The organism is Lentzea sp., from assembly GCF_036380075.1.
Classification (GTDB): Bacteria; Actinomycetota; Actinomycetes; order Mycobacteriales; family Pseudonocardiaceae; genus Lentzea.
The window spans coordinates 1-17752 of sequence record NZ_DASVFL010000309.1 but is presented as its reverse complement, the minus strand read 5'-3'; the positions used below and the strand labels follow the sequence as shown (position 1 = coordinate 17752).

The window sequence follows — 17752 nt, the reverse complement described above, 5'->3', positions numbered from 1 at the left end:
GTGGCCGTCCGACGTCGTGGAGTACTTCGGCGACGGCGACGAGTGCCACATGGCGTTCCACTTCCCGCTGATGCCGCGCATCTTCATGGCGGTGCGGCGCGAGTCGCGGTTCCCGATCTCGGAGATCCTGGCCCAGACGCCCGCGATCCCCGAGAACGCCCAGTGGGGCATCTTCCTGCGCAACCACGACGAGCTCACGCTCGAGATGGTCAGCGACGAAGAGCGCGACTACATGTACTCCGAGTACGCCAAGGACCCGCGGATGAAGGCCAACATCGGCATCCGCCGGCGGCTGGCCCCGTTGCTGGAGAACGACCGCAACCAGCACGAGCTGTTCACGGCGATGCTGCTGTCGCTGCCGGGGTCGCCGGTCCTGTACTACGGCGACGAGATCGGCATGGGCGACAACATCTGGTTGCAGGACCGCGACGCGGTGCGCACGCCGATGCAGTGGACCCCGGACCGCAACGCGGGCTTCTCGTCCTGCGACCCCGGCCGGATCTACCTGCCGGTGATCATGGACCCGGTCTACGGCTACCAGGGCCTGAACGTCGAGGCGCAGTCGCGCAGCCAGTACTCGCTGCTCAACTGGACGCGCCGGATGATCGAGGTGCGCAAGCAGCACCGCGCGTTCGGGCACGGCGACTTCACCGAGCTGGGCGCCTCCAACCCCACGGTGCTCGCCTACCGCCGCCGGCTCGGCGCCGACGTGGTGCTGTGCGTGAACAACCTCTCGCGCTTCCCGCAGCCCGTCGAGCTCGACCTGTCCGAGCACGCCGGCACCGTGCCGCTGGAGCTGACCGGCGGCGTCCGGTTCCCGGCCGTGGGCGAGCTGCCCTACCAGCTGACCCTGCCGGGCCACGGCTTCTACTGGTTCCAGCTGACCTCCGACGTGGAAGGTGGCGACAAGAAGTGACAACGAGCAAGGCCGTCGAGGTCCTCCCCGCGCCCGAGCAGCTCGACCGCTGGCTGCACGCCCAGCCCTGGTTCCGCGGCCGCGGCCCGGTGGAGTGCTCGCGGGTGACGGTGCTGCGCGACGGCGACCCCGCTCTCGTGCACGTCGTGGCCGAGAGCGGCGGACGCCGGTACCAGCTGCTGCTGGGCGTGCGGGCGGAGCTGCCGGAGCGCCTGGTGCACGCCAGGATCGGGCGCGCGGGCGACCGCCAGGTGTACGAGGCGGTGTACGACCCCGAGCTGACCGCCGTGCTGCTGGCGCATTTCGAGGAGTCCGCGGAGGTCGAGGACCTGCGGTTCCGCGGCGCCCTCGCCCCGCGCCACGCCGCCGCGCCGGTGGGACGGCCGTTCCCCGGCCCGCAGCGCAACCGCTCGATCGTCTACGGGCAGCGGCACGTGCTGAAGTTCTTCCGCGAGCTCGTCCCCGGCGACAACCCGGAGCTCGTGCTGCACGACGCCCTCGACTCGGTCGAGAACCCGCACATCGCCCGTCCGCAGGGCGCGCTGGAGTCCGACCTGGACGGCGTGCGCACGACCTTCGCGGTGCTGAACGAGTTCGTGCCGCTCGGCGCCCTGGGCTGGCCGATGGCCACCGCGAGCGTCCGCGACTTCCTCGCGTTCGGCGAGGACCCGGCCGCCGCGGGCGGGGACTTCGCCGCCGAGGCGCACCGGCTGGGCCGCGCGGTCGCGCGCGTGCACGCCGACCTGCGCACGACCCTGGGCGAGGAGGTGGCGGGCCCGGACGACGAGGCGGAGTTCGTCGCGGCCCTGCACAGCCGGCTGGACGCGGCTCTGGTCGAGGTCCCGCGGCTGGCCGAGTTCGAGGCGGGCCTGCGCGCCCGGTTCGACGCCGTGCTGGAGGCCGCCGGCCCGATCCGGTTGCAGCGCGTCCACGGCGACCTGCACCTGGGCCAGGTGCTGCGGTCGCCGCGCGCGTGGGTGCTCGTCGACTTCGAGGGGCAGCCGGACGCCGCCGAACGCGACCGGCCGCGGCCCGCCGCGCACGACGTGGCCACGGTGCTGCGGTCGCTGCACTACGCGGCGGCGCAGCTGCTGGTCGGCGCGGACGACGTCGAGGCGCTGCTGCCGCTGGCGGCCCGGTGGCTGGAGCGCAACCGGACGGCGTTCTGCGACGGGTACTCCGAGGTGTCGGCCGACCTGCGGCGCGACGACGTGCTGCTGACCGCCGTCGAGCTGGACCGGGCGGTGCTGGAGGTGCGGCACGAGAACCGGTTCCGGCCGGAGTGGACCGTCATCCCGCTGTCGGCGATCGCGGAGGCGGTGACCGGCGAGCCGGTCTGGACGGCGTGACCGGACCGGGGCGGGCCGCCACGCCCGCCCCGTTTTTCCGCGGAGTTTTCGAAAATCCTGGGTTGGCCGCGTTTGGGCTGCCGGAACGGGGGTAGCCCGAACCGGCGTCAAGCAGTCGGCGCTTCCGCACCCCCGACTGTCCCTGAGGCGGCGATCCCCGTGAACCACAGCTCTCTCGACCGTGCCATCTGCGACGCCCTCGCACTCGTCCGCGTGACCGCGGGCACCGACCTCGCCGTGCAGGCGGAGCTGGCGCGCAAGTGCCTGACCAAGGCGATGGCGGACTTCCCGGACGCCCCGCAGCGGGCGCTGGCCCACGTCGCGGCCGCCGACGAGCACCTCGAGTACGGGGAGCTGATGGAGGCGCGGATGCTGCTGACGGCGGCGCGCGGGTTCCTGCCGGGTCAGCGGACGATGGTCGCGGCCCGCGCCTGACGCGCGAGCCGCACCTGACCTACCGCTGGTCCATGCCGCCCTCGTCGCGCGGCTCCGACTCGTCCCTGCCCCGGTGCGGCCCACCGGGGTTCTCGTCGGCGTAGGTCGGCCGGGTGTGCTCGCCGCCGATGTCGGCGTCCTCCAGCTCGCTCTCGGCCGTCACGCGGTCGGGTTCCGGCGTCGTCATCGCCACTCCTCCTGCCAGTCGTGGTGGGTGTCGAAGGCGTTGGCGAGCAGGCGCAGCGTCGCGTCGTCGCCGGTCTGCTCCACCTCGGTGCGCAGCAGGGGCAGCTTCTCGGGGAACGGCACCAGGTCCGCCGGCGGCTGGACCGGGCCGGGCAGCAGGAGCAGGCCCGTGCCGTCGTCGGAGCGCGCGACGCGGAGTCTGCCGCGGCTCTCCGCCTCGTCCAGCAGGGGCAGCTCTTCCCTCGCCAGGCGCTTCTCGTCCTCGTCCAGCCGGTCGAGCACGAACCGCCGCAGTTCGTCGGTGTTCATGGCACAGGGGTATCCGCGGTGACGCGGGGTAAGCCTGCCGGCGACAGCTTCTGGGAAAGGAGCACCTCATGCGCAGCGCGTCCGTGCCGCGGGTCACGCCGTCCACCCGATCCTCATCGTCTTCCCGCTGGGCCTGCTGACCACCTCGGTCGGCTTCGACGTGCTGCACCTGACCACGGACCGGGTGTCCTTCGCCTTCACCGCCGGGCACCTCATCGCCGCCGGGCTGCTGCTCGGCGTGGTCACGGCGATCACGGGCTGGCTCGACTGGTGGCTCGTCGTCCCGAAGGGCACGCGGGCGCACCGGGTGGGGTTGCTGCACGGGCTGGTGAACGTGGTGGTGCTCGTGCTGTTCGCGGTGAGCTGGGCGATGCGGCTCGCCGAGGAGAACTGGGTCCCGGCGTGGCCGGCGCTCGCCGCCGCGTGGCTCGGCCTCGTGGTGAGCGGGGTCGGTGGCTGGCTCGGCGGTGAGCTGGTCGAGCGGCTGGGCATCAGCGTCGAGGAGGACGCGCACGTCGACGCGCCCAGCTCTTTGAGCGGTGTCGCCGCCTCAGGACGCTGACCGGAGGCGGCGCCGCGTGGTCACCTCGCGCGCAGCAGCGTGACGTACAGGGTCAGGCCCGGACCGAACGCCATCGCCACCACCGGGTCGCCCGGCCGCAGCGCGGCGCCGTCCAGCAGCTCGTCGAGCACCATCAGCACGGTCGCCGACGAGCAGTTCCCGTTCTCCCGCAACACGTGACGAGATGCGTCGAGCGCGTCGGACGGCAGTCCGAGCTCGTGGCCGACGGTGTCGAGGATGCGCGGGCCGCCGGGGTGCACCGCCCAGCCGCGCACGTCGGGCACGGCGAGGCCGTGGTCGGCCAGCAGCGACTCGACGGCGTGCCGCACGTGCTTGCCGAGCACCTCCGGCACCTGCGGGGACAACGTCATGCGGAACCCGTGGTCCGTCACGGTCCACGTCATGTGGTCGGCCGTGGCCGGGTCGGTGACGGCACCGGTGCCGACGACCTCCAGCCTGCCCTCGCCGGGCCGCACGACGAGCGCGGTCGCGGCGTCGCCGAACAGGGCGTGCGACACGATCTGCTGGGCGTCCGTCGTGGACGGCTGGACGTGCAGCGACGTGAGCTCCAGGCACAGCAACACCGCGGGCTTGCGGTGCAGGGAGACGAAATCAGCCACCGTGCTCAGGGCGGGAAGTGCCGCGTAGCACCCCATGTGGCCGACCAGCAGCCGTTGCGCGTCGGGGGCCAGGTCGAGCGACGCGGCCAGCTGCACGTCGAGTCCCGGCGCGGTGTAGCCGGTGCAGGACACGACGGTGAGCTGGCCGACGTCGGCGGCGTCGAGGCCGGCCGAGGCGAGGGCGGACACCACGGCCTCGTGCCCCAGCGGGCGCGCGAAGTCGTTGTACAGCCGCATCCTCTCGCCGGTCGAGCACGTGGACACGTCGGACTCGAGCGGGTTGACGACGGCGTGCCGGCGGTGCACACCGGCTCCGGCGAAGATCCGGCCGGCGGCCCGGCTGCCGTGCAGGAGGTCGCGGAAGTGGTTCTCCCACAACGCGCTCTGCTCCACGGCGGGCGGCAGCGCGGTGCCGATGGCGGCGATGTGGGCGGTCACCAGCGCGCCACCCCGTCGGGGTCGTCGCCCAGGGCGGCGGCGCCGAGCCAGTCGGCGCACACGTCGGACGTGGCCGGCTGCAGCGCGCCGCAGCGGGCGTCGCGGTAGAGCCGTTCCAGCGGATGACCGCGCCGGGTGGCCGACGCGCCTGCCGCCTCCAGCACGGAGAACGCGACCGCGGCGGCCGTGTCCCCCGCGACGAGCTTCGCCCGCCACACCCAGCGGTTCGTCTCCGGGTTGCCGGGGTCGTCGGTGACGTGCCGGGCTGCTTCGCGGACGACGAGCTCGGCGGCGGCCACCTGGACGTCGGCGCGGCCCAGCCGGGCGCGGACCATCGGGAGGGTGTGCAGTCCGCGCTCGCGCAGGTGTTCCGCACCGTGCCGCAGCACGGCCTGGGCCACGCCGACGTAGACGGCGGCGTACGAGGCGACCAGCCACTGCGGCATCACCTGCGCGAGCAGCAGCGCGGCGCCCTCGATGCCGCCCACGAGCGCGTCGGCGTCCACCTCGACGTCCAGGTCCACGTCGTGGCTCCCCGTCGCGCGCATGCCGAGCGAGTCCCACGTCGGCCGCACCTGCACGCCGGGACCCGCGGGCACCAGGAAGTACGACACCTTCGGTTCCTCCGACGCCCGGTCGCGGGCGGCCACGAGGTAGCCGTCGGCGTGGCCAGCGCCGGACACGAACGTCTTGGCGCCGGTGATCCGGAAGCCGGACGCCGTCCGTTCGTAGGAGGTCCGCACCTTGGACAACCGCGACCCGGCGCCGCGTTCGCTCATCGCCACGGCGTACAGCGCGCCCTGTGCCGCCGCCGAGAGAACGCGGTCGCGGGAGGCGAAGAAGCTCTCCGGGGCACCGAACTGCCGCACGAGGTCGTCCGGCGTGTGGGCGAGCGCGCCGGTGACCGACGCGTGCATGTTGAAGATCAGCGCGGTGGCACCCGCGCCGCCTCCCAGCCGCATCGCCACGTCGGTGTACTCGGCGAACGTGGCCCCCGCTCCACCGAGGCGGCGCGGCACCATCAGGCCGAGCAGGCCGTGCGCGCGCAGGTCGGCGAAGTCCTCCTCCGGGAAGTCGCCGGACGCGTCGTACCGCACGGCCCGCCCGGTCATGCGGTCGGTCAGGGAGTCGAGGTCCAAGACTCATCCTTCCTTGCGGCCGGCGCCCTGGAAGAGCACCGCCGTGGTCGCGGTCGGAACCATGCGCACGGAACGGGCACGGCGCACCGACCACGCGAGCAGGCCGGGCAACGACGGGCGGATACCCCGCAAAACCAGCCGCACACCGTTGCGGGAGCACGCGTTCACCAGCGCGTTCCGGTCGACGAACAACGCGGGGTCGTGCACGCCGCGCGGTGCGAGGCCGGTCAGGCGTTCCGCCACCCCGATCGCCACGAACCGGCACAGCGCGGTGTTCGCGAGCGTGTCGAGCACCAGCAGCCCGCCGGGCCGCAGCACCCGGCACGCCTCGGCGACCACGGCGTGCGGATCGGGGACGTGCTCGAGGATCTCGCCCGCCACCACGACGTCGGCGCACCCGTCGGGCAGTGGAACGGCTGTGACGTCGGCACGGATCGCCTGCGCACCGTGCGTTCGCGCTTGTCTCAGGGCTTCGTGCGAGAGGTCGACGCCGACGTGGTGGTAGCCGCGGACGTGCGGTGCCAGCAGTCCCGCACCGCACCCCAGATCGACCAGGACGGCACCGGGACGGGCCGGCGGGACGAGTGCGGCGCGTGCGGCGGCGAGCCAGTGCAGCATGACGAACGGGCCGCGCGGCTCCCACCACCGCCCGGCGAGCCGTTCGTACAGCTCGGGATCGTTGGGTTCAAGATCAACCTGCGCGCGCCCGTTCCGCTGGCAGACTGGAACCCCATGCGCCGCCTCGAAGCTCTCGCGCTCTCCAGTCATCCACTGCCTGCTCTCGCGGTCACCGCGGTCGCCACCGCGCTGGTGGTGACCACCGGCAGGTCGCTCGGTGGCCTGGCGGCCGTCGCCGCGGCGGTGCTCGCGGGCCAGCTGTCCGTCGGCTGGCTCAACGACCTGCTCGACGCCGGCCGCGACGCGCGCGTCGGCCGCCGGGACAAACCCGTTGCCGCCGGGGCGATCTCCCGCAGGGCCGTGGCGGTCGCGACCGCTGTCGCCGCCGTGTCCGCGGTGCTGCTGTCGCTGCTGTCCGGAGTGGACGCGACACTGGTGCACGTCGTGATGCTGTGCTCCGCGTGGGCGTACGACCTCGGCGTCAAGGCGACGGCGTTGTCCGTTGCGCCTTACGTCATCTCGTTCGGGCTCTTGCCCGCGTTCGTCACGCTCGGCGGCCCCGGCGGCCAGTGGCCGCCGCTGTGGTTGGTCGCCGCGGCGGCGTTGCTCGGCAGCGCGGCACATTTCGCGAACGTGTTGCCGGACCTGGAGGACGACGCGGCGACCGGTGTGCGCGGCCTGCCGCACCGCCTCGGCAAGACCGCGAGCGCGGTGGCGGCGGCCGTGCTCGCGGTGCTCACCGGAGTGGTCCTCGCGATCGGCCCGCCGGGTCCCGTCACGACGGCGGGACTGGTGGCGGTGCCGTTGTCGGTGGTGCTCCTGGTGATCGGCAGGATCCGGTCGAGGAGGGCCGGGTCGCGGGCGAACTTCAACGCCTTGCTCGCGGTGGCCCTCGTCGACGTCGTCCTGCTGATCGTCACCGGGGGAATGGAGCTCTAACGACGTGCGCCGCGCGTGCCGGCACCGCGGCCGAGGGCGAAGCCCAGTCCGGCCATGCCGACGGCCAGCAGCAGGTGCAGCCAGTTGTCGGCGGTGTTGAGCGGCACGAAGTTCGCGGCGCTGTCGTGGTCGATAACCAGTCCGTACAGCCACAGCAGCAGGTACACGACGCCGCCGCCGACGAGGTACCAGTACGCGCCGTAGGCCGTGCGCGACATCAGGAAGCCGACGACGCCGAACGCGAGGTGCACGACGTTGTGCAGCACGGACACCATGAAGAGGCCGAGGAGCATCGCCCGCGACTCGTGGCCGGCGAACATGAGGGTGTCGTAGTTCGTCGTGAGGCCGGGGATGAAGCCCGCGACGCCGACGACGAGGAACACGGCGCTGACCGCCAGCGCGGCCTTCTGCACGGGCGTGCGCACCGCGACGGGGGTGTGGGACATGACCACTCCAGGTCCAGGTGGGACTAGCTTCGGTCGTGCCCCGGCTACCCTCGCGCCTGCCGGGCAAACGGGTCACCCCCGGCGGATCGGCCGATCGGTGACGCCGCGCGAAGTCGTTGTGCTGTCAGGAAGAAGTCCGCGCGCGCGGAACGGCCGTGCCGCACGATCACCCCCGCGCGGCACGGCCTGGCACGCGCCCGGGATCAGCTGACCGCGGGCCCGGACGCGCTCGACCCGGACAGCTCCTTGATGTAGTCGTGGCACCGCCGCGCACGTGCGGAGTCCTGCTCCATGACCTGGCGGAAGAAGTCCGCGATGTCCTGGCGGCCCGCGTTGTCCGCGTCGCGGACGTACTGGCCGTAGTCGTGTCCCGCCTTGAGGGCGTGGTACTGCACGGAGATCAGGTCGTAGGTGACGTCGTCGAAGCCGGTCTCACCGGTAGCCATCCTTGCCTCCCTTGGTCGTCGGCACCGAGGACATACCCGCGAAAACCGGGCCGAACCTGCCCGCCCGGTTTTTCCCGGCGGGCACGGGCTATCCCCGGCATTCGCACTCCAAGGAGGTCGGGAACATGAACACAGCAGGGAAAGCGGTCGTCGCCGCCGGGATGGCGGCGGCGGTCGCGGTGGCCCGCAGGCGCGGCCGCGGCAAGGCCGCACCGCGCGAGGAGGACGCCGACCGCTGGCTGGCGGTGACGGTGTACCGCTCACCGGACGAGGTCCAGGCGTCGCTCCCGCAGGACCTGGAGCGGTGGCGCGGCCAGGCCGAGATCCGCATCCGGCCCGCCACGGGCGACAAGGGCACCGAGCTCATGGCCAAGCCCGTGGGCGGGACCTCGCGGCACGACCTGAGGCTCGCGCTGCGCAAGGCGAAGTCGGTGCTGGAGGCGGGCGAGGTGGTGCGGCCGGACACGGCGCCGACGCATCCGGGTCCGCTGGGCAAGGCGCTGGGACTCGTGACGAACCGGGCAGGGGGAAGTGGTCGGCTGTGAAGGCGTTGTGCTGGGAAGGGATCAACGACGTCCGGGTGCAGGACGTGCCGGACCCCGAGCTGCTGAACGACCAGGACATGATCCTCAAGGTCGGGCTGAGCACGGTGTGCGGGTCCGACCTGCACCTGCTGACGGGCCACATCCCGTTCATGCAGGCGGGTGACGTCATCGGGCACGAGTTCATGGGCGAGGTCGTCGAGGTCGGCTCCGGTGTCACGAGGCACCGGCCCGGTGACCGCGTCGTCGTGTGCTCGTTCATCGTCTGCGGGCGCTGCTGGTACTGCAAGAACGAGCTGTACTCGTTGTGCGACAACACGAACACCAACCCGGGCATCACCCAGGAGCTGTGGGGCGCCGACCCCGGCGGCATCTTCGGCTACTCGCACGCCATGGGCGGCTTCCGCGGCAGCCACGCCGAGTACGTGCGCGTGCCGTTCGCCGACCACACCGCCATCCCCATCCCGGAAGCGGTCGACGACATGAGCGCGCTCTTCGCGTCCGACTCGGCGCCGACGGGCTGGATGGGCGCGGACCTGGGCGGCGTAAAACCCGGTGACGTGGTGGCCGTGTGGGGCTGCGGCGCGGTGGGCCAGATGGCCGCCCGCGCGGCACAACTGCTCGGCGCCGAACGCGTCATGGTCATCGACCGCTTCGACTACCGGCTGCGGCAAGCCGAGCTGGCGTTCGGCGTGGAGACGATCAACTACGCCGAGACGTCCGTCGGGGAGGCCCTCCTGGAGGCCACCGGCGGGCGCGGACCGGACGTCTGCATCGAGGCGGTCGGCTGCGAGGCGCACTCCACCGGCCCGCAGTACGCCTACGACCAGGTGAAGAGCAAGCTGAAGCTGGAGATGGACCGGCCCATCGCGGTGCGCGAGGCGATCTACAACGCCCGCAAGGGCGGGTCGGTGTTCGTGCTCGGCGTGTTCACCGGCATCGTGGACAAGTTCCCGTTGGGCGCCCTGATGAACAAGGGCCTGACGGTGCGCGGGGCCCAGCAGCACGGGCAGCGGTACGTCCCCATGCTGCTGGACCGCATCGCGTCCGGCGAGCTCGTCACGAACCACCTCGCGACGCACGTCATGCCGTTGAGCGAGGGTGCGCGCGGGTACGAGCTGTTCAAGAAGAAGGAAGACGACTGCCTGCGCTCGGTCTTCCGGTTCTGACGGTCAGTCGTCGTCGTTGTCCGCGTACCAGATGTTGGTGCACTGCCGGCCGCCGTTGTGCAGCAGGCAGATGCGCACGGCCCGGTGGGCACCGTCGATCACCGGCGTGTCATAGGTCGCGTCCGAGGTGGCGGTGACCTCGCAGTAGTCCCAGGTTCCGCGGGCTTCGACCTCGTCGGTGCGCAGCCAGTTGTGGTCGGACCCGGGACCGGTCACCGTGAAGTTGGAGCGGTCGATGCCCAGCACGTCGCCTCTGGTCAGGTACACCCTCGCGTAGGCGGCGGCGTTGCTGCGGCCGCTGTAGAGGCGGGCGGTCCGCCCGTGGAGCGACGCGGGGTACTTCAGGTCGCCGGAGCCGCCGGGGTTGTCGTACTTGACCTCGCCGTACCCCAGGACGGGCCAGCCCCCGCCGTGGCACTTCTTCTCGGCGTGCGCGGCGGTGGGGCTGCTGACGAGGAGCCCGACGGTGAAGGCGGCACCGAGCACGGCTGCCATGGTGACGTTGGCGAAGCGGCTGGAGTTCGATCGACGAAGCATGGACGTGGTCCCCTCGGATGTGGTGCCGACAGCAGGGATCGACGGCGGTGAGCGTGTTGTGAGAGCCGCATGAGCCTCAGCGGCGTCGCACGACCGCCGCAAGGCCGTGGTCCCGGGATGAGACGCTGGGACGTTCCGGTGCCGGTGAGCTGCGCGGACGGCGGACTCCGGGACGGTCCAGCGGCCTCGCGGCGCCCGGCGGGGAGGGCCGAACGGGTGAAAGCCCGGGCATCGTGCAGCGCGAGCGGTCGCGGAGGTGTTGAGGTTCGGCGGGCGCGGCGACCACCTGGGGAGGGGGAGCCTGCCGCGGGTGGCATCAGCCGACGGGGGAGTTCATGGCCGGCACACGACGTCCGGGCGGTCTCAGCGACCTGCTGGAGGACCTGAAGGCCCGCAGCGGTCTGAGCTACGAGGGCATCGGCCGCAAGACCCACCTGAGCAAGTCCGCCGTCCACCGGTACTGCACCGGGCTGTCGGTGCCCCAGGACTTCGGGGTGCTCGAGCGCATCGGACTCGCCTGCGGCGCGACCACGGCGGAACGCCTGCGGCTGCACGACCTGTGGGCAGGTGCCGTGACCGCCCGTGAGAAAGCTGTGGTCGTGCCGGCTGCGGTGCCGGTGGAGGTGGTGCCGGTGAAAGCGGTGCCGTCTCCCGTCGTGCCGCGGCCGGTCGTGGTGCCGCCGGCCGTCAAGCGGCGGAGTTGGCGGCGACCGGTGTCGGTGTCGATCGTGTGCCTGGTCGTGTGGCTGGTTTCCGGCGCCCAGTCCCACGTCGTCATCCCGCTGGCGACGCCGCAGCGGGTCGACGGGCCCGCGTGGACGCTGCCCGCCGCCCCGGTGCCGAGCACGCTGTTCGGCGTCACGATCAACAGCGCGACCGGCGGGATGCCGGCGTTCCGGGTCGGGGCGGTGCGGCTGTGGGACAGCGGGACGCGGTGGTCCGAGGTCCAGGCGGCGCGCGGCGAGTTCGACTGGTCGACGTCGGACCGCCTGGTCGACGGCGCCGAACGGGCGGGGGTGCCCGTGCTGTTCGTGTTCGGCGGGACACCGCGCTGGGCGGCGCCGTCCGGCAGGCCGAGCGTGTACCCGGACGGGTCGTCGTCGGCGCCGCCGGACGACCTCGCCGACTGGGACGCCTACGTCCGTGCCGTGGCGCAGCGGTACAGGGGCCGGATCTCCGCCTACGAGCTGTGGGTGCTGGGCAACGACAGCCGGTTCTACTCGGGCAGCACCGAGACGCTCGTCGAGATGACCCGGCGGGCGAGCACGATCATCCGCGCCACCGACGCCGAGGCGACCGTCGTGTGTCCCGGCATGGGACAGCTGTGGTCGGAGGACGGCCTCCGCGCCTTCCGGCGGTTCGCCGGCCTGGGCGGCTACGGCCACTGCGAGGTCGCCGGCGTGAAGCTGTTCCAGCGCGACGCCTCCGAGCCCCCGGAGACGATGCTGACCCTCACGGCCATGATCGACCAAGTCCTGCACGAGGCCGGTGTTCACCCCCGGTTGTGGAACACCGGCACCACGTACACGATCCCGCTGCAGGGACCACTCGACGAACGCACGGCCGTCAACCACGCCGTGCGCTTCTTCCTGGTGGGCGTGTACGCGCGCAACAGGAACCTGGAGCGCATGTACTTCTACAACTGGGGCGGCACGAAGATCCCGATCGTGCTGCAGGCGGTCGGCGGCACTCCGACCGCGGCCGCGCTGGCCGTCGAACAGCTGCAGCGGTGGCTCGCGCACGCTCGAAGCCGCTCGTGCGGGCACGGGGCCGCGAGCGGCCTTCCCGGCAACGTCTGGCAGTGCCGGTTCACCATCACCACCACCGGGCAGCCGCACGAGGCGTGCATCCGCTGGACCGACACGGGTTCGGCCACCACGACGGCCGAACCCGGCACGCTGAGCGTGCGGCGCCTGGACGGCACGAGCACCGCGACGCAGCCGGGTGACACCATCGCGGTGGCGGAGGAACCGGTTCTCATCGAGTACGGCTGACCCCGTCTTCACCGACGGGCTGACGGCCGGCGCCCGCCCGTCTTCGGGCGCCGGCCGTCACCGACCTACGCGGGTACCGTCCACCTCTGGTTGGCGCCGCCCGTGCAGGACCAGATCTGGAGCTTCGCGCCGTCGGCGCTGTTGTTGCCGACGACATCAAGGCACTTGCCGCTGCCCGCGTTCACCAGCGTCCCGTTCGACGCGGTCCAGCGCTGGTTGGGGCCGCCGAAGCAGTCCCACAGCTGGACCGGTGTGCCGTCCGCCGTGCCGTTGCCGGTCACGTCGAGGCACTTGCCCAGGCCGCGGACCGTGCCGTCGGAGGACAGGGTCCATGTCTGGTTCGGGCCGCTGGAGCACGTCCACAGCTGTGGCCGGTTGCCGTTGGCGGTCGAGCCGTCGGTGACGTCGAGGCACTTGCCGGCCAGGCCCGTGATCGGGCCGGTGCGGCCGGTCGGCGGGGTGCCGGGGTCGAGGGTGCCCGGCCAGGTGAACGTCGCCATCGCGCCCGCCGGGAGGGCGTAGCCGAACGTCTGGCCGTTGTAGGAGACGCGGAAGTTCTGCTGGGCACCCGAGTTCAGCGCGACGAGCACGATCCGGCCGTCCGGGTTGCGGAAGGCGACGTTCTGGATGCCGCCCTCGCCGTAGCCGGTCGAGTCGATGCGGACCGCGCCGGGCTGCACGAACTTCGACAGGTGGCCGAGGACGTAGTACTCGGCGTTGTACGTGACGTCGTTGCCGTTGGTGCGGACGACGCCCGTGCAGTTGGTGCAGCTGCCGATGACCGGGCCGTTGTTCTGGTCCAGGGCCATGTTCCAGATCGCCACGGACCGCGCGTGGTTGCGGGTCGCGCCGATCGCGAGGTTGATTCCCTGCCAGCGCAACGTGTCGCGGAACGTCGACGCGTCGTCGGCCGACCTCGTGCCGGAGCACTCGGTGAAGAAGACGTCCTTGCCGGGCTGGTTGTTCTTGACGACCGACTGGCCGCTCGGGTTGCCGCCGTAGCAGTGCCACGCCGAGCCGATCACGTTGCCGCCCGCGCCGGTGTTGACGGTCTGCGGGTAGGTCGTGTCGTCCCAGTTGTGGTCGTAGCCGAGGATCCTGGCCTGCTCGCCGGCCGCGCGCAGCTTCGGCACCAGCGTGTTGATCACGTTGACCTGCTGCTGCGCCGACATCCTCATGCCGGGGTAGCCCGGCGGTTCGAAGTTCGGCTCGTTCTGCACGCTCAGGTAGTCGATCGGGATGCCCGCGGCCTTGTACGCCTGCGCGAACTTGACCAGGTAGTCGGCGTACACCCCGATCCGGCTGTCGTTGAGCGAACCCTGGATGAGGCTGTTGTTGTTCTTCATCCACGCCGGCGCGCTCCACGGCGTCGCCATCACGGACAGCTGCGGGTTGAGCTGCTTGGCCTGCTGGAGCAGCGGGATGATGTAGGCGTTGTCGTGGGAGGTGGAGAACCGCGACAGCGACGGGTCGGCCGCGCCGTCGTCGTAGGTGTAGAAGCTGCGGGAGAAGTCGGAAGCGCCGATCGGCTGGCGCAGGAAGCTCAGACCGATGCCGGTGCTCTTGGTGAAGAGGTTGTTCATGATCTCGGTGCGGCGTGGCGAGTTGAAGACGTTCCACGCGGCCGCGTCGGTGAACGACGCCCCGAAACCGACCATGGACTGGTAGGTCGAGTTCGGGTTGACCGTGATCGTGGGACCGCTGCCACCCGAGCCGAACGTCACGTCGCCCTGCTGGCGCAGCAGGTTCGACCGGTCCGCGGTGGTCAGCCAGACACCGGCGTTCGTGGCCGCGGTGGCGGCGGGAGACACCAGGGTGCTTCCCGCCGTCACGACGGCGGCGGCGATCGCCATGCCGCGCCAGCGTTTCGTCGTCTTTGACATCAGCGCTCCTTGCAGGGGGTTGGGCGCGCCCGGTTCAGGTTCTTCAGTTGTAGAGGCGGAAATCGGCGATGCTCCACCAGCTGGTCGAGGACCCGGTGGACGTGATGCGGACGTACCGCGCGGTCGTGCGGCGGACGTCGATGGTCGTCAGCTGACCGACGCCCGTTCCACTCGCGACGGTGCGCCAGCCGGTGCCGTCGTCGCTGACCGACAGCTCCCAGCCGCGGGCGTAGTCACCGAGGTTGCCGCCGGAGTCGACGGCGACGCGCCGGAAGTCCCTGCGCCGCCCCAGGTCGACCTGGAGGAACTGACCGGGGGTCTGGGCGGCGCCGCTGGACCAGCGGGTGGACGCGTCGTCGTCGACAGCCGGTGCGCCGTCCGGGGTCGCGGTCGCGCCGGTGAGCGGGACGAGGTCGAGCCTGCTCCTGTGCTGGGCGGTCCAGGTGAACGTCGCCAGCGCACCGCCGGGCAGGGTGTACTCGAAGGTGCGGTCGCCGACGGTGACCGCGAACGAGCGCGGGTCGTCGTTCTCGTTGTGCACCACCAGGGCCGTGGAGCCGTCCGGGTTGCGGAACGCGGCGTCCATCACCTGGCCGTTCCAGCCGGTGGTGCCGAACGACGTGCTGGCGATCCGGCGCGCGCCCGGCTGCACGAACTTCGACAGGTGGCCGATCGTGTAGTACTCGGCGTCGGTCACCACGGACCCGTCCGGCTGCACGGTGACCAGGCCGGTGCACGTGCCGCAGCCGCCGAGGTGCGGGCCGCCGGTGCTGTCGAGCGCGATGTTCCAGTTCACCGCGCTGCGCGCCCAGTTGCGGGCGGTGCCGAGCACGACGTTGCGGGCGTGCCAGCGCAGGGTGTCGCTGAAGACCTTCGCCGGCGGGTCGGTGGCGCCCTTCGAACCCGAGCACTCGGTGAACCAGATCCCCTTGTCCGGGAACGCGTCGTGCAACGCCGTCTGCGCGCTCGGGTCGCCGTAGTAGCAGTGGTAGGCGGTGCCGGCGAGCCACTTCGCGGCGGGGGAGCGCAGGAGCTGGAACGGGTAGTCGGCCTCCGCCGTGCCGTCGTTCGGGTGCGTGGCCCAGTTGTGGTCGTAGCCGAGGACCTTCGTGCGCGGGCTGGCGGCCCTGAGCTTCGGGCCGAGCGCCTCGATCACCCTGATCTGGTGGGCGACGGGCATGTCGGTGCCGGGGTAGGCGTCGGGCTTGCGGTTCTGCGGCTCGTTCTGGACGGACAGGAAGTCGACCGGCACGCCCGCCCGCGCGTAGGCCTGGACGAACTTCACCAGGTACCGCGCGTAGGCGTCGTAGACCTTCGGGTCGTCCTTGAGCTGACCGCCGACGAGGGAGTCGTTCGTCTTCATCCACGCCGGCGGGCTCCACGGAGTGGCCATCACCTTAAGGCGCGGGTTGAGGCGCTTCGCCTCGCGCAGGAGCGGGAGGACCTTCGCCTCGTCGCGGCGGATGCTGAAGTGCCGGAGCTCGAAGTCGGTCTGGCCGGCGGGGACGTCGTCGAACGTGTAGTGCTCCTGCTCGGCGGTGAAGTCCGAGGACCCGACCGGCTGGCGCAGGAAGCTCACGCCGATCCCGCTCCTCGGGTCGAACAGCTTGCGCATCGTGTCCTGGCGGACGGCCGGGGCCAGGGCGGCGAGCACGTCGGCGGACGAGTCGGTGATGGACGCGCCGAAGCCGTCGACCTCCTGGTAGCGGCGGTCCGGGTCGACCACGATCGTCGGCTGGGCGGACGGCGTCGAGCCGAACCGGACCGCGGGGCGCTCGTGCATCAGCTCGGCGCGGTCCGGCGTCGTCACCCAGACCCGGACCTGCGGTGCGCCGGACGCGTCCGCGGGAACGGCCGCCGCGGTGGCGATCAGGCCGAACACCAGCGCTGTCGTCGTGGTTCGTCTCATGTAACACCCATTCATCACTGTGAAACGTCAGCTTCCAGGATGAAACACCCGCGCGTGGCGAGGGTCAATGGTCTGGACGAGTTCCGGTACATTGACCTGGTGGAACGCAAGATCGAAGCCGTGAAACAACGCGCCAGCCTCCGGGACATCGCGGCGGAGACCGGTGTGTCCGTCGCGACCGTCTCACGGGTGTTGAACGACCACGTCAACGTGGCGCCCCGGACGCGCGACCTGGTGTTGCAGGCCGTGGAGCGGCGTCGGTCCGAGACTGCGGCGCTGCGGACCCGGACTGTTTATGTGCGTTGTCCGTACGTGTTGACGGACTACTTCGGGTTGATCGTTTCCTCGGTCGCCGAAGGGGCGAAGCTGCACGGGCTCCGGCTGGTGCTGGACGCGGGGGAGTCCGGGCAGTCGAGCGATGCCCTGCGCCGGTTGCCCGAGGGGGATGCCGACGGGGCGATCCTGATCCTGCCGCCTGAGGAGGGGGACGCGCTGGTCGCGTTGTCGGCGGCCGGGTTTCCGTTCGTGGTGGTCGATCCGCGCACTCCGCCTCCGCCGGACGTCGCCGCTGTGTCCGCCGCGCACTTCTCCGGGGCTCGGGCTGTCGCCGATCATCTGATCGGGCTGGGGCATCGGGACATCGCGGTCATCGCCGGGCCTGAGGAGTGGTTGGCCGGGGATGCGCGGTTGGCTGGGCACCGGGCCGCGTTGGCTCAGGCCGGGGTGTTGTTGTCCGCCGATCGGTTGCGGCACGTCGAGCCCACTGTCGCTCAGGGGCGGTTGGCTGCTGCTGAGTTGCTTCGGGTGTCGCCTCGGCCTTCTGCCGTTGTCTGTTTCAACGACAAGGTGGCGGTGGGGGTGTTGCAGGCGGCTCGGGAGGTCGGGTTGCGGGTTCCTTCGGAGTTGTCCGTGGTCGGGTTCGACGACATCGATCTGGCTGAGGCTGTGTGGCCTGGGCTCACCACCGTTCGGCAGCCGTTGGTCGAGATGGGGCGGATCGCGGTTGCTCAGTTGATGCGGGTGTTGGATGGGCATTCGCCTGCGGCTCTGCACATCGAGTTGGCCACCACCTTGGTGGTTCGGGGGTCTACTGGGGCGGTTTCGCCGGGGGGTTCGTAGCGTTCCCCTGTTGCGTTACCCCGTAGCGTTCCCCTGTTGCGTTTTCCCGGTTACCTTGCGTGCTTCCACCTGGGGGCGCTGCCCCCAGACCCCCGGCAATCTGGTGGATTCCAGGGGTCGTTGCAACGCGGGTGGTCAACTGGTTTCGGTGAGGAGCGTAGTCATGCGTTCGGCTGGGGTGTCCCAGCCGAGTGTT

The 17752-nt window shown here is 71.5% G+C and carries 19 protein-coding genes; 9 read left to right on the top strand and 10 right to left on the bottom strand.

Translation table 11 applies throughout. The features are described from left to right. From VF330_RS32415 to VF330_RS32405, 3 genes are all read left to right on the top strand, one after another. Window positions 1-916, top strand: a 916-nt coding sequence (locus VF330_RS32415; RefSeq protein WP_330855514.1) for an alpha-glucosidase C-terminal domain-containing protein, incomplete at its 5' end; no start/stop codon positions are given. Beyond that, entirely contained in the window at window positions 913-2265 is a 1353-nt protein-coding gene (locus VF330_RS32410) for a maltokinase N-terminal cap-like domain-containing protein (RefSeq protein WP_330855513.1), read from the top strand. The genes VF330_RS32415 and VF330_RS32410, both read left to right, overlap by 4 nt. Before the next feature lie 159 nt (window positions 2266-2424). Then, window positions 2425-2700: a hypothetical protein gene (locus VF330_RS32405; RefSeq protein WP_330855512.1), complete on the top strand. Its 276-nt coding sequence runs from the start codon at window positions 2425-2427 to the stop codon at window positions 2698-2700. A 19-nt stretch (window positions 2701-2719) separates the two neighbouring features. On the opposite strand, the gene VF330_RS32400 is transcribed toward VF330_RS32405, so the two are convergent. Next, on the bottom strand, window positions 2720-2887 hold the full coding sequence (locus tag VF330_RS32400) for a hypothetical protein (protein ID WP_330855511.1): 168 nt from the start codon (window positions 2885-2887) through the stop codon (window positions 2720-2722). Beyond that, window positions 2884-3195, bottom strand: coding sequence for a hypothetical protein (locus VF330_RS32395; RefSeq protein WP_330855510.1), 312 nt, complete (start codon window positions 3193-3195; stop codon window positions 2884-2886). Before VF330_RS32395 ends, VF330_RS32400 begins: the two co-directional genes overlap by 4 nt. Window positions 3196-3229: 34 nt before the next feature. On the opposite strand from VF330_RS32395, the gene VF330_RS32390 reads away from it, so the two are divergent. Continuing rightward, the gene (locus VF330_RS32390) at window positions 3230-3757 is read left to right on the top strand and encodes a DUF2231 domain-containing protein (RefSeq protein ID WP_330855515.1); all 528 of its coding nucleotides are present in this window, start codon (window positions 3230-3232) and stop codon (window positions 3755-3757) included. Window positions 3758-3777: 20 nt separating this feature from the next. Here the strand turns inward: VF330_RS32390 and VF330_RS32385 are convergent, their stop codons facing one another. From VF330_RS32385 to VF330_RS32375, 3 genes are read right to left on the bottom strand one after another with little or no spacing between them, the layout of a single operon-like run. Beyond that, entirely contained in the window at window positions 3778-4815 is a 1038-nt protein-coding gene (locus tag VF330_RS32385; protein WP_330855509.1) for a type III polyketide synthase, read from the bottom strand. Beyond that, complete coding sequence (locus tag VF330_RS32380; RefSeq protein WP_330855508.1) at window positions 4812-5954, bottom strand: acyl-CoA dehydrogenase family protein; 1143 nt, start codon at window positions 5952-5954, stop codon at window positions 4812-4814. The genes VF330_RS32385 and VF330_RS32380 overlap by 4 nt, the downstream gene beginning before the upstream one ends. Before the next feature lie 3 nt (window positions 5955-5957). Further along, the gene (locus tag VF330_RS32375) at window positions 5958-6722 is read right to left on the bottom strand and encodes a methyltransferase domain-containing protein (RefSeq protein WP_330855507.1); all 765 of its coding nucleotides are present in this window, start codon (window positions 6720-6722) and stop codon (window positions 5958-5960) included. Here VF330_RS32375 and VF330_RS32370 point away from each other — a divergent pair. Beyond that, entirely contained in the window at window positions 6687-7511 is an 825-nt protein-coding gene (locus VF330_RS32370; RefSeq protein WP_330855506.1) for a UbiA family prenyltransferase, read from the top strand. The two genes, VF330_RS32375 and VF330_RS32370, sit on opposite strands and share 36 nt — an antisense overlap. Here the strand turns inward: VF330_RS32370 and VF330_RS32365 are convergent. After that, window positions 7508-7957 carry a DUF4383 domain-containing protein gene (locus VF330_RS32365; RefSeq protein WP_330855505.1) on the bottom strand — a complete coding sequence of 150 codons (450 nt, stop codon included), beginning with the start codon at window positions 7955-7957 and terminating at the stop codon, window positions 7508-7510. The two genes, VF330_RS32370 and VF330_RS32365, sit on opposite strands and share 4 nt — an antisense overlap. A gap of 203 nt (window positions 7958-8160) precedes the next feature. Beyond that, a complete protein-coding gene (locus tag VF330_RS32360; protein WP_330855504.1) occupies window positions 8161-8403 on the bottom strand; it encodes an acyl carrier protein in 243 nt (80 codons plus the stop codon). A 125-nt stretch (window positions 8404-8528) separates the two neighbouring features. Here VF330_RS32360 and VF330_RS32355 point away from each other — a divergent pair, with 125 nt between their 5' ends. Next, window positions 8529-8948 (top strand): hypothetical protein, encoded by a 420-nt coding sequence (locus tag VF330_RS32355; protein WP_330855503.1) that lies wholly within the window; start codon window positions 8529-8531, stop codon window positions 8946-8948. Next, on the top strand, window positions 8945-10114 hold the full coding sequence (locus tag VF330_RS32350) for a zinc-dependent alcohol dehydrogenase (RefSeq protein WP_330855502.1): 1170 nt from the start codon (window positions 8945-8947) through the stop codon (window positions 10112-10114). The genes VF330_RS32355 and VF330_RS32350 overlap by 4 nt, the downstream gene beginning before the upstream one ends. Window positions 10115-10117: 3 nt before the next feature. On the opposite strand, the gene VF330_RS32345 is transcribed toward VF330_RS32350, so the two are convergent. Beyond that, complete coding sequence (locus tag VF330_RS32345; RefSeq protein ID WP_330855501.1) at window positions 10118-10651, bottom strand: hypothetical protein; 534 nt, start codon at window positions 10649-10651, stop codon at window positions 10118-10120. Window positions 10652-10986: 335 nt separating this feature from the next. On the opposite strand from VF330_RS32345, the gene VF330_RS32340 reads away from it, so the two are divergent. Further along, window positions 10987-12645: a helix-turn-helix domain-containing protein gene (locus VF330_RS32340; protein ID WP_330855500.1), complete on the top strand. Its 1659-nt coding sequence runs from the start codon at window positions 10987-10989 to the stop codon at window positions 12643-12645. 65 nt (window positions 12646-12710) lie between these two features. On the opposite strand, the gene VF330_RS32335 is transcribed toward VF330_RS32340, so the two are convergent. After that, window positions 12711-14528 (bottom strand): ricin-type beta-trefoil lectin domain protein, encoded by a 1818-nt coding sequence (locus tag VF330_RS32335; protein WP_330855499.1) that lies wholly within the window; start codon window positions 14526-14528, stop codon window positions 12711-12713. Window positions 14529-14571: 43 nt separating this feature from the next. Then, the gene (locus VF330_RS32330) at window positions 14572-16437 is read right to left on the bottom strand and encodes a discoidin domain-containing protein (RefSeq protein WP_330855498.1); all 1866 of its coding nucleotides are present in this window, start codon (window positions 16435-16437) and stop codon (window positions 14572-14574) included. A 99-nt stretch (window positions 16438-16536) separates the two neighbouring features. On the opposite strand from VF330_RS32330, the gene VF330_RS32325 reads away from it, so the two are divergent. Continuing rightward, entirely contained in the window at window positions 16537-17556 is a 1020-nt protein-coding gene (locus tag VF330_RS32325; protein WP_330855497.1) for a LacI family DNA-binding transcriptional regulator, read from the top strand. The last annotated feature ends 196 nt before the right edge of the window (window positions 17557-17752 follow it).

Bases quoted from the DNA above. Each gene is read 5' to 3' on its own strand.
- VF330_RS32360 (WP_330855504.1), bottom strand. From the start codon at position 8,403: ATGGCTACCGGTGAGACCGGCTTCGACGACGTCACCTACGACCTGATC.
- VF330_RS32365 (WP_330855505.1), bottom strand. From the start codon at position 7,957: ATGTCCCACACCCCCGTCGCGGTGCGCACGCCCGTGCAGAAGGCCGCG.
- VF330_RS32330 (WP_330855498.1), bottom strand. From the start codon at position 16,437: ATGAGACGAACCACGACGACAGCGCTGGTGTTCGGCCTGATCGCCACC.
- VF330_RS32370 (WP_330855506.1), top strand. From the start codon at position 6,687: ATGCGCCGCCTCGAAGCTCTCGCGCTCTCCAGTCATCCACTGCCTGCT.
- VF330_RS32375 (WP_330855507.1), bottom strand. From the start codon at position 6,722: ATGACTGGAGAGCGCGAGAGCTTCGAGGCGGCGCATGGGGTTCCAGTC.
- VF330_RS32395 (WP_330855510.1), bottom strand. From the start codon at position 3,195: ATGAACACCGACGAACTGCGGCGGTTCGTGCTCGACCGGCTGGACGAG.
- VF330_RS32335 (WP_330855499.1), bottom strand. From the start codon at position 14,528: ATGTCAAAGACGACGAAACGCTGGCGCGGCATGGCGATCGCCGCCGCC.
- VF330_RS32400 (WP_330855511.1), bottom strand. From the start codon at position 2,887: ATGACGACGCCGGAACCCGACCGCGTGACGGCCGAGAGCGAGCTGGAG.
- VF330_RS32345 (WP_330855501.1), bottom strand. From the start codon at position 10,651: ATGCTTCGTCGATCGAACTCCAGCCGCTTCGCCAACGTCACCATGGCA.
- VF330_RS32340 (WP_330855500.1), top strand. From the start codon at position 10,987: ATGGCCGGCACACGACGTCCGGGCGGTCTCAGCGACCTGCTGGAGGAC.
- VF330_RS32355 (WP_330855503.1), top strand. From the start codon at position 8,529: ATGAACACAGCAGGGAAAGCGGTCGTCGCCGCCGGGATGGCGGCGGCG.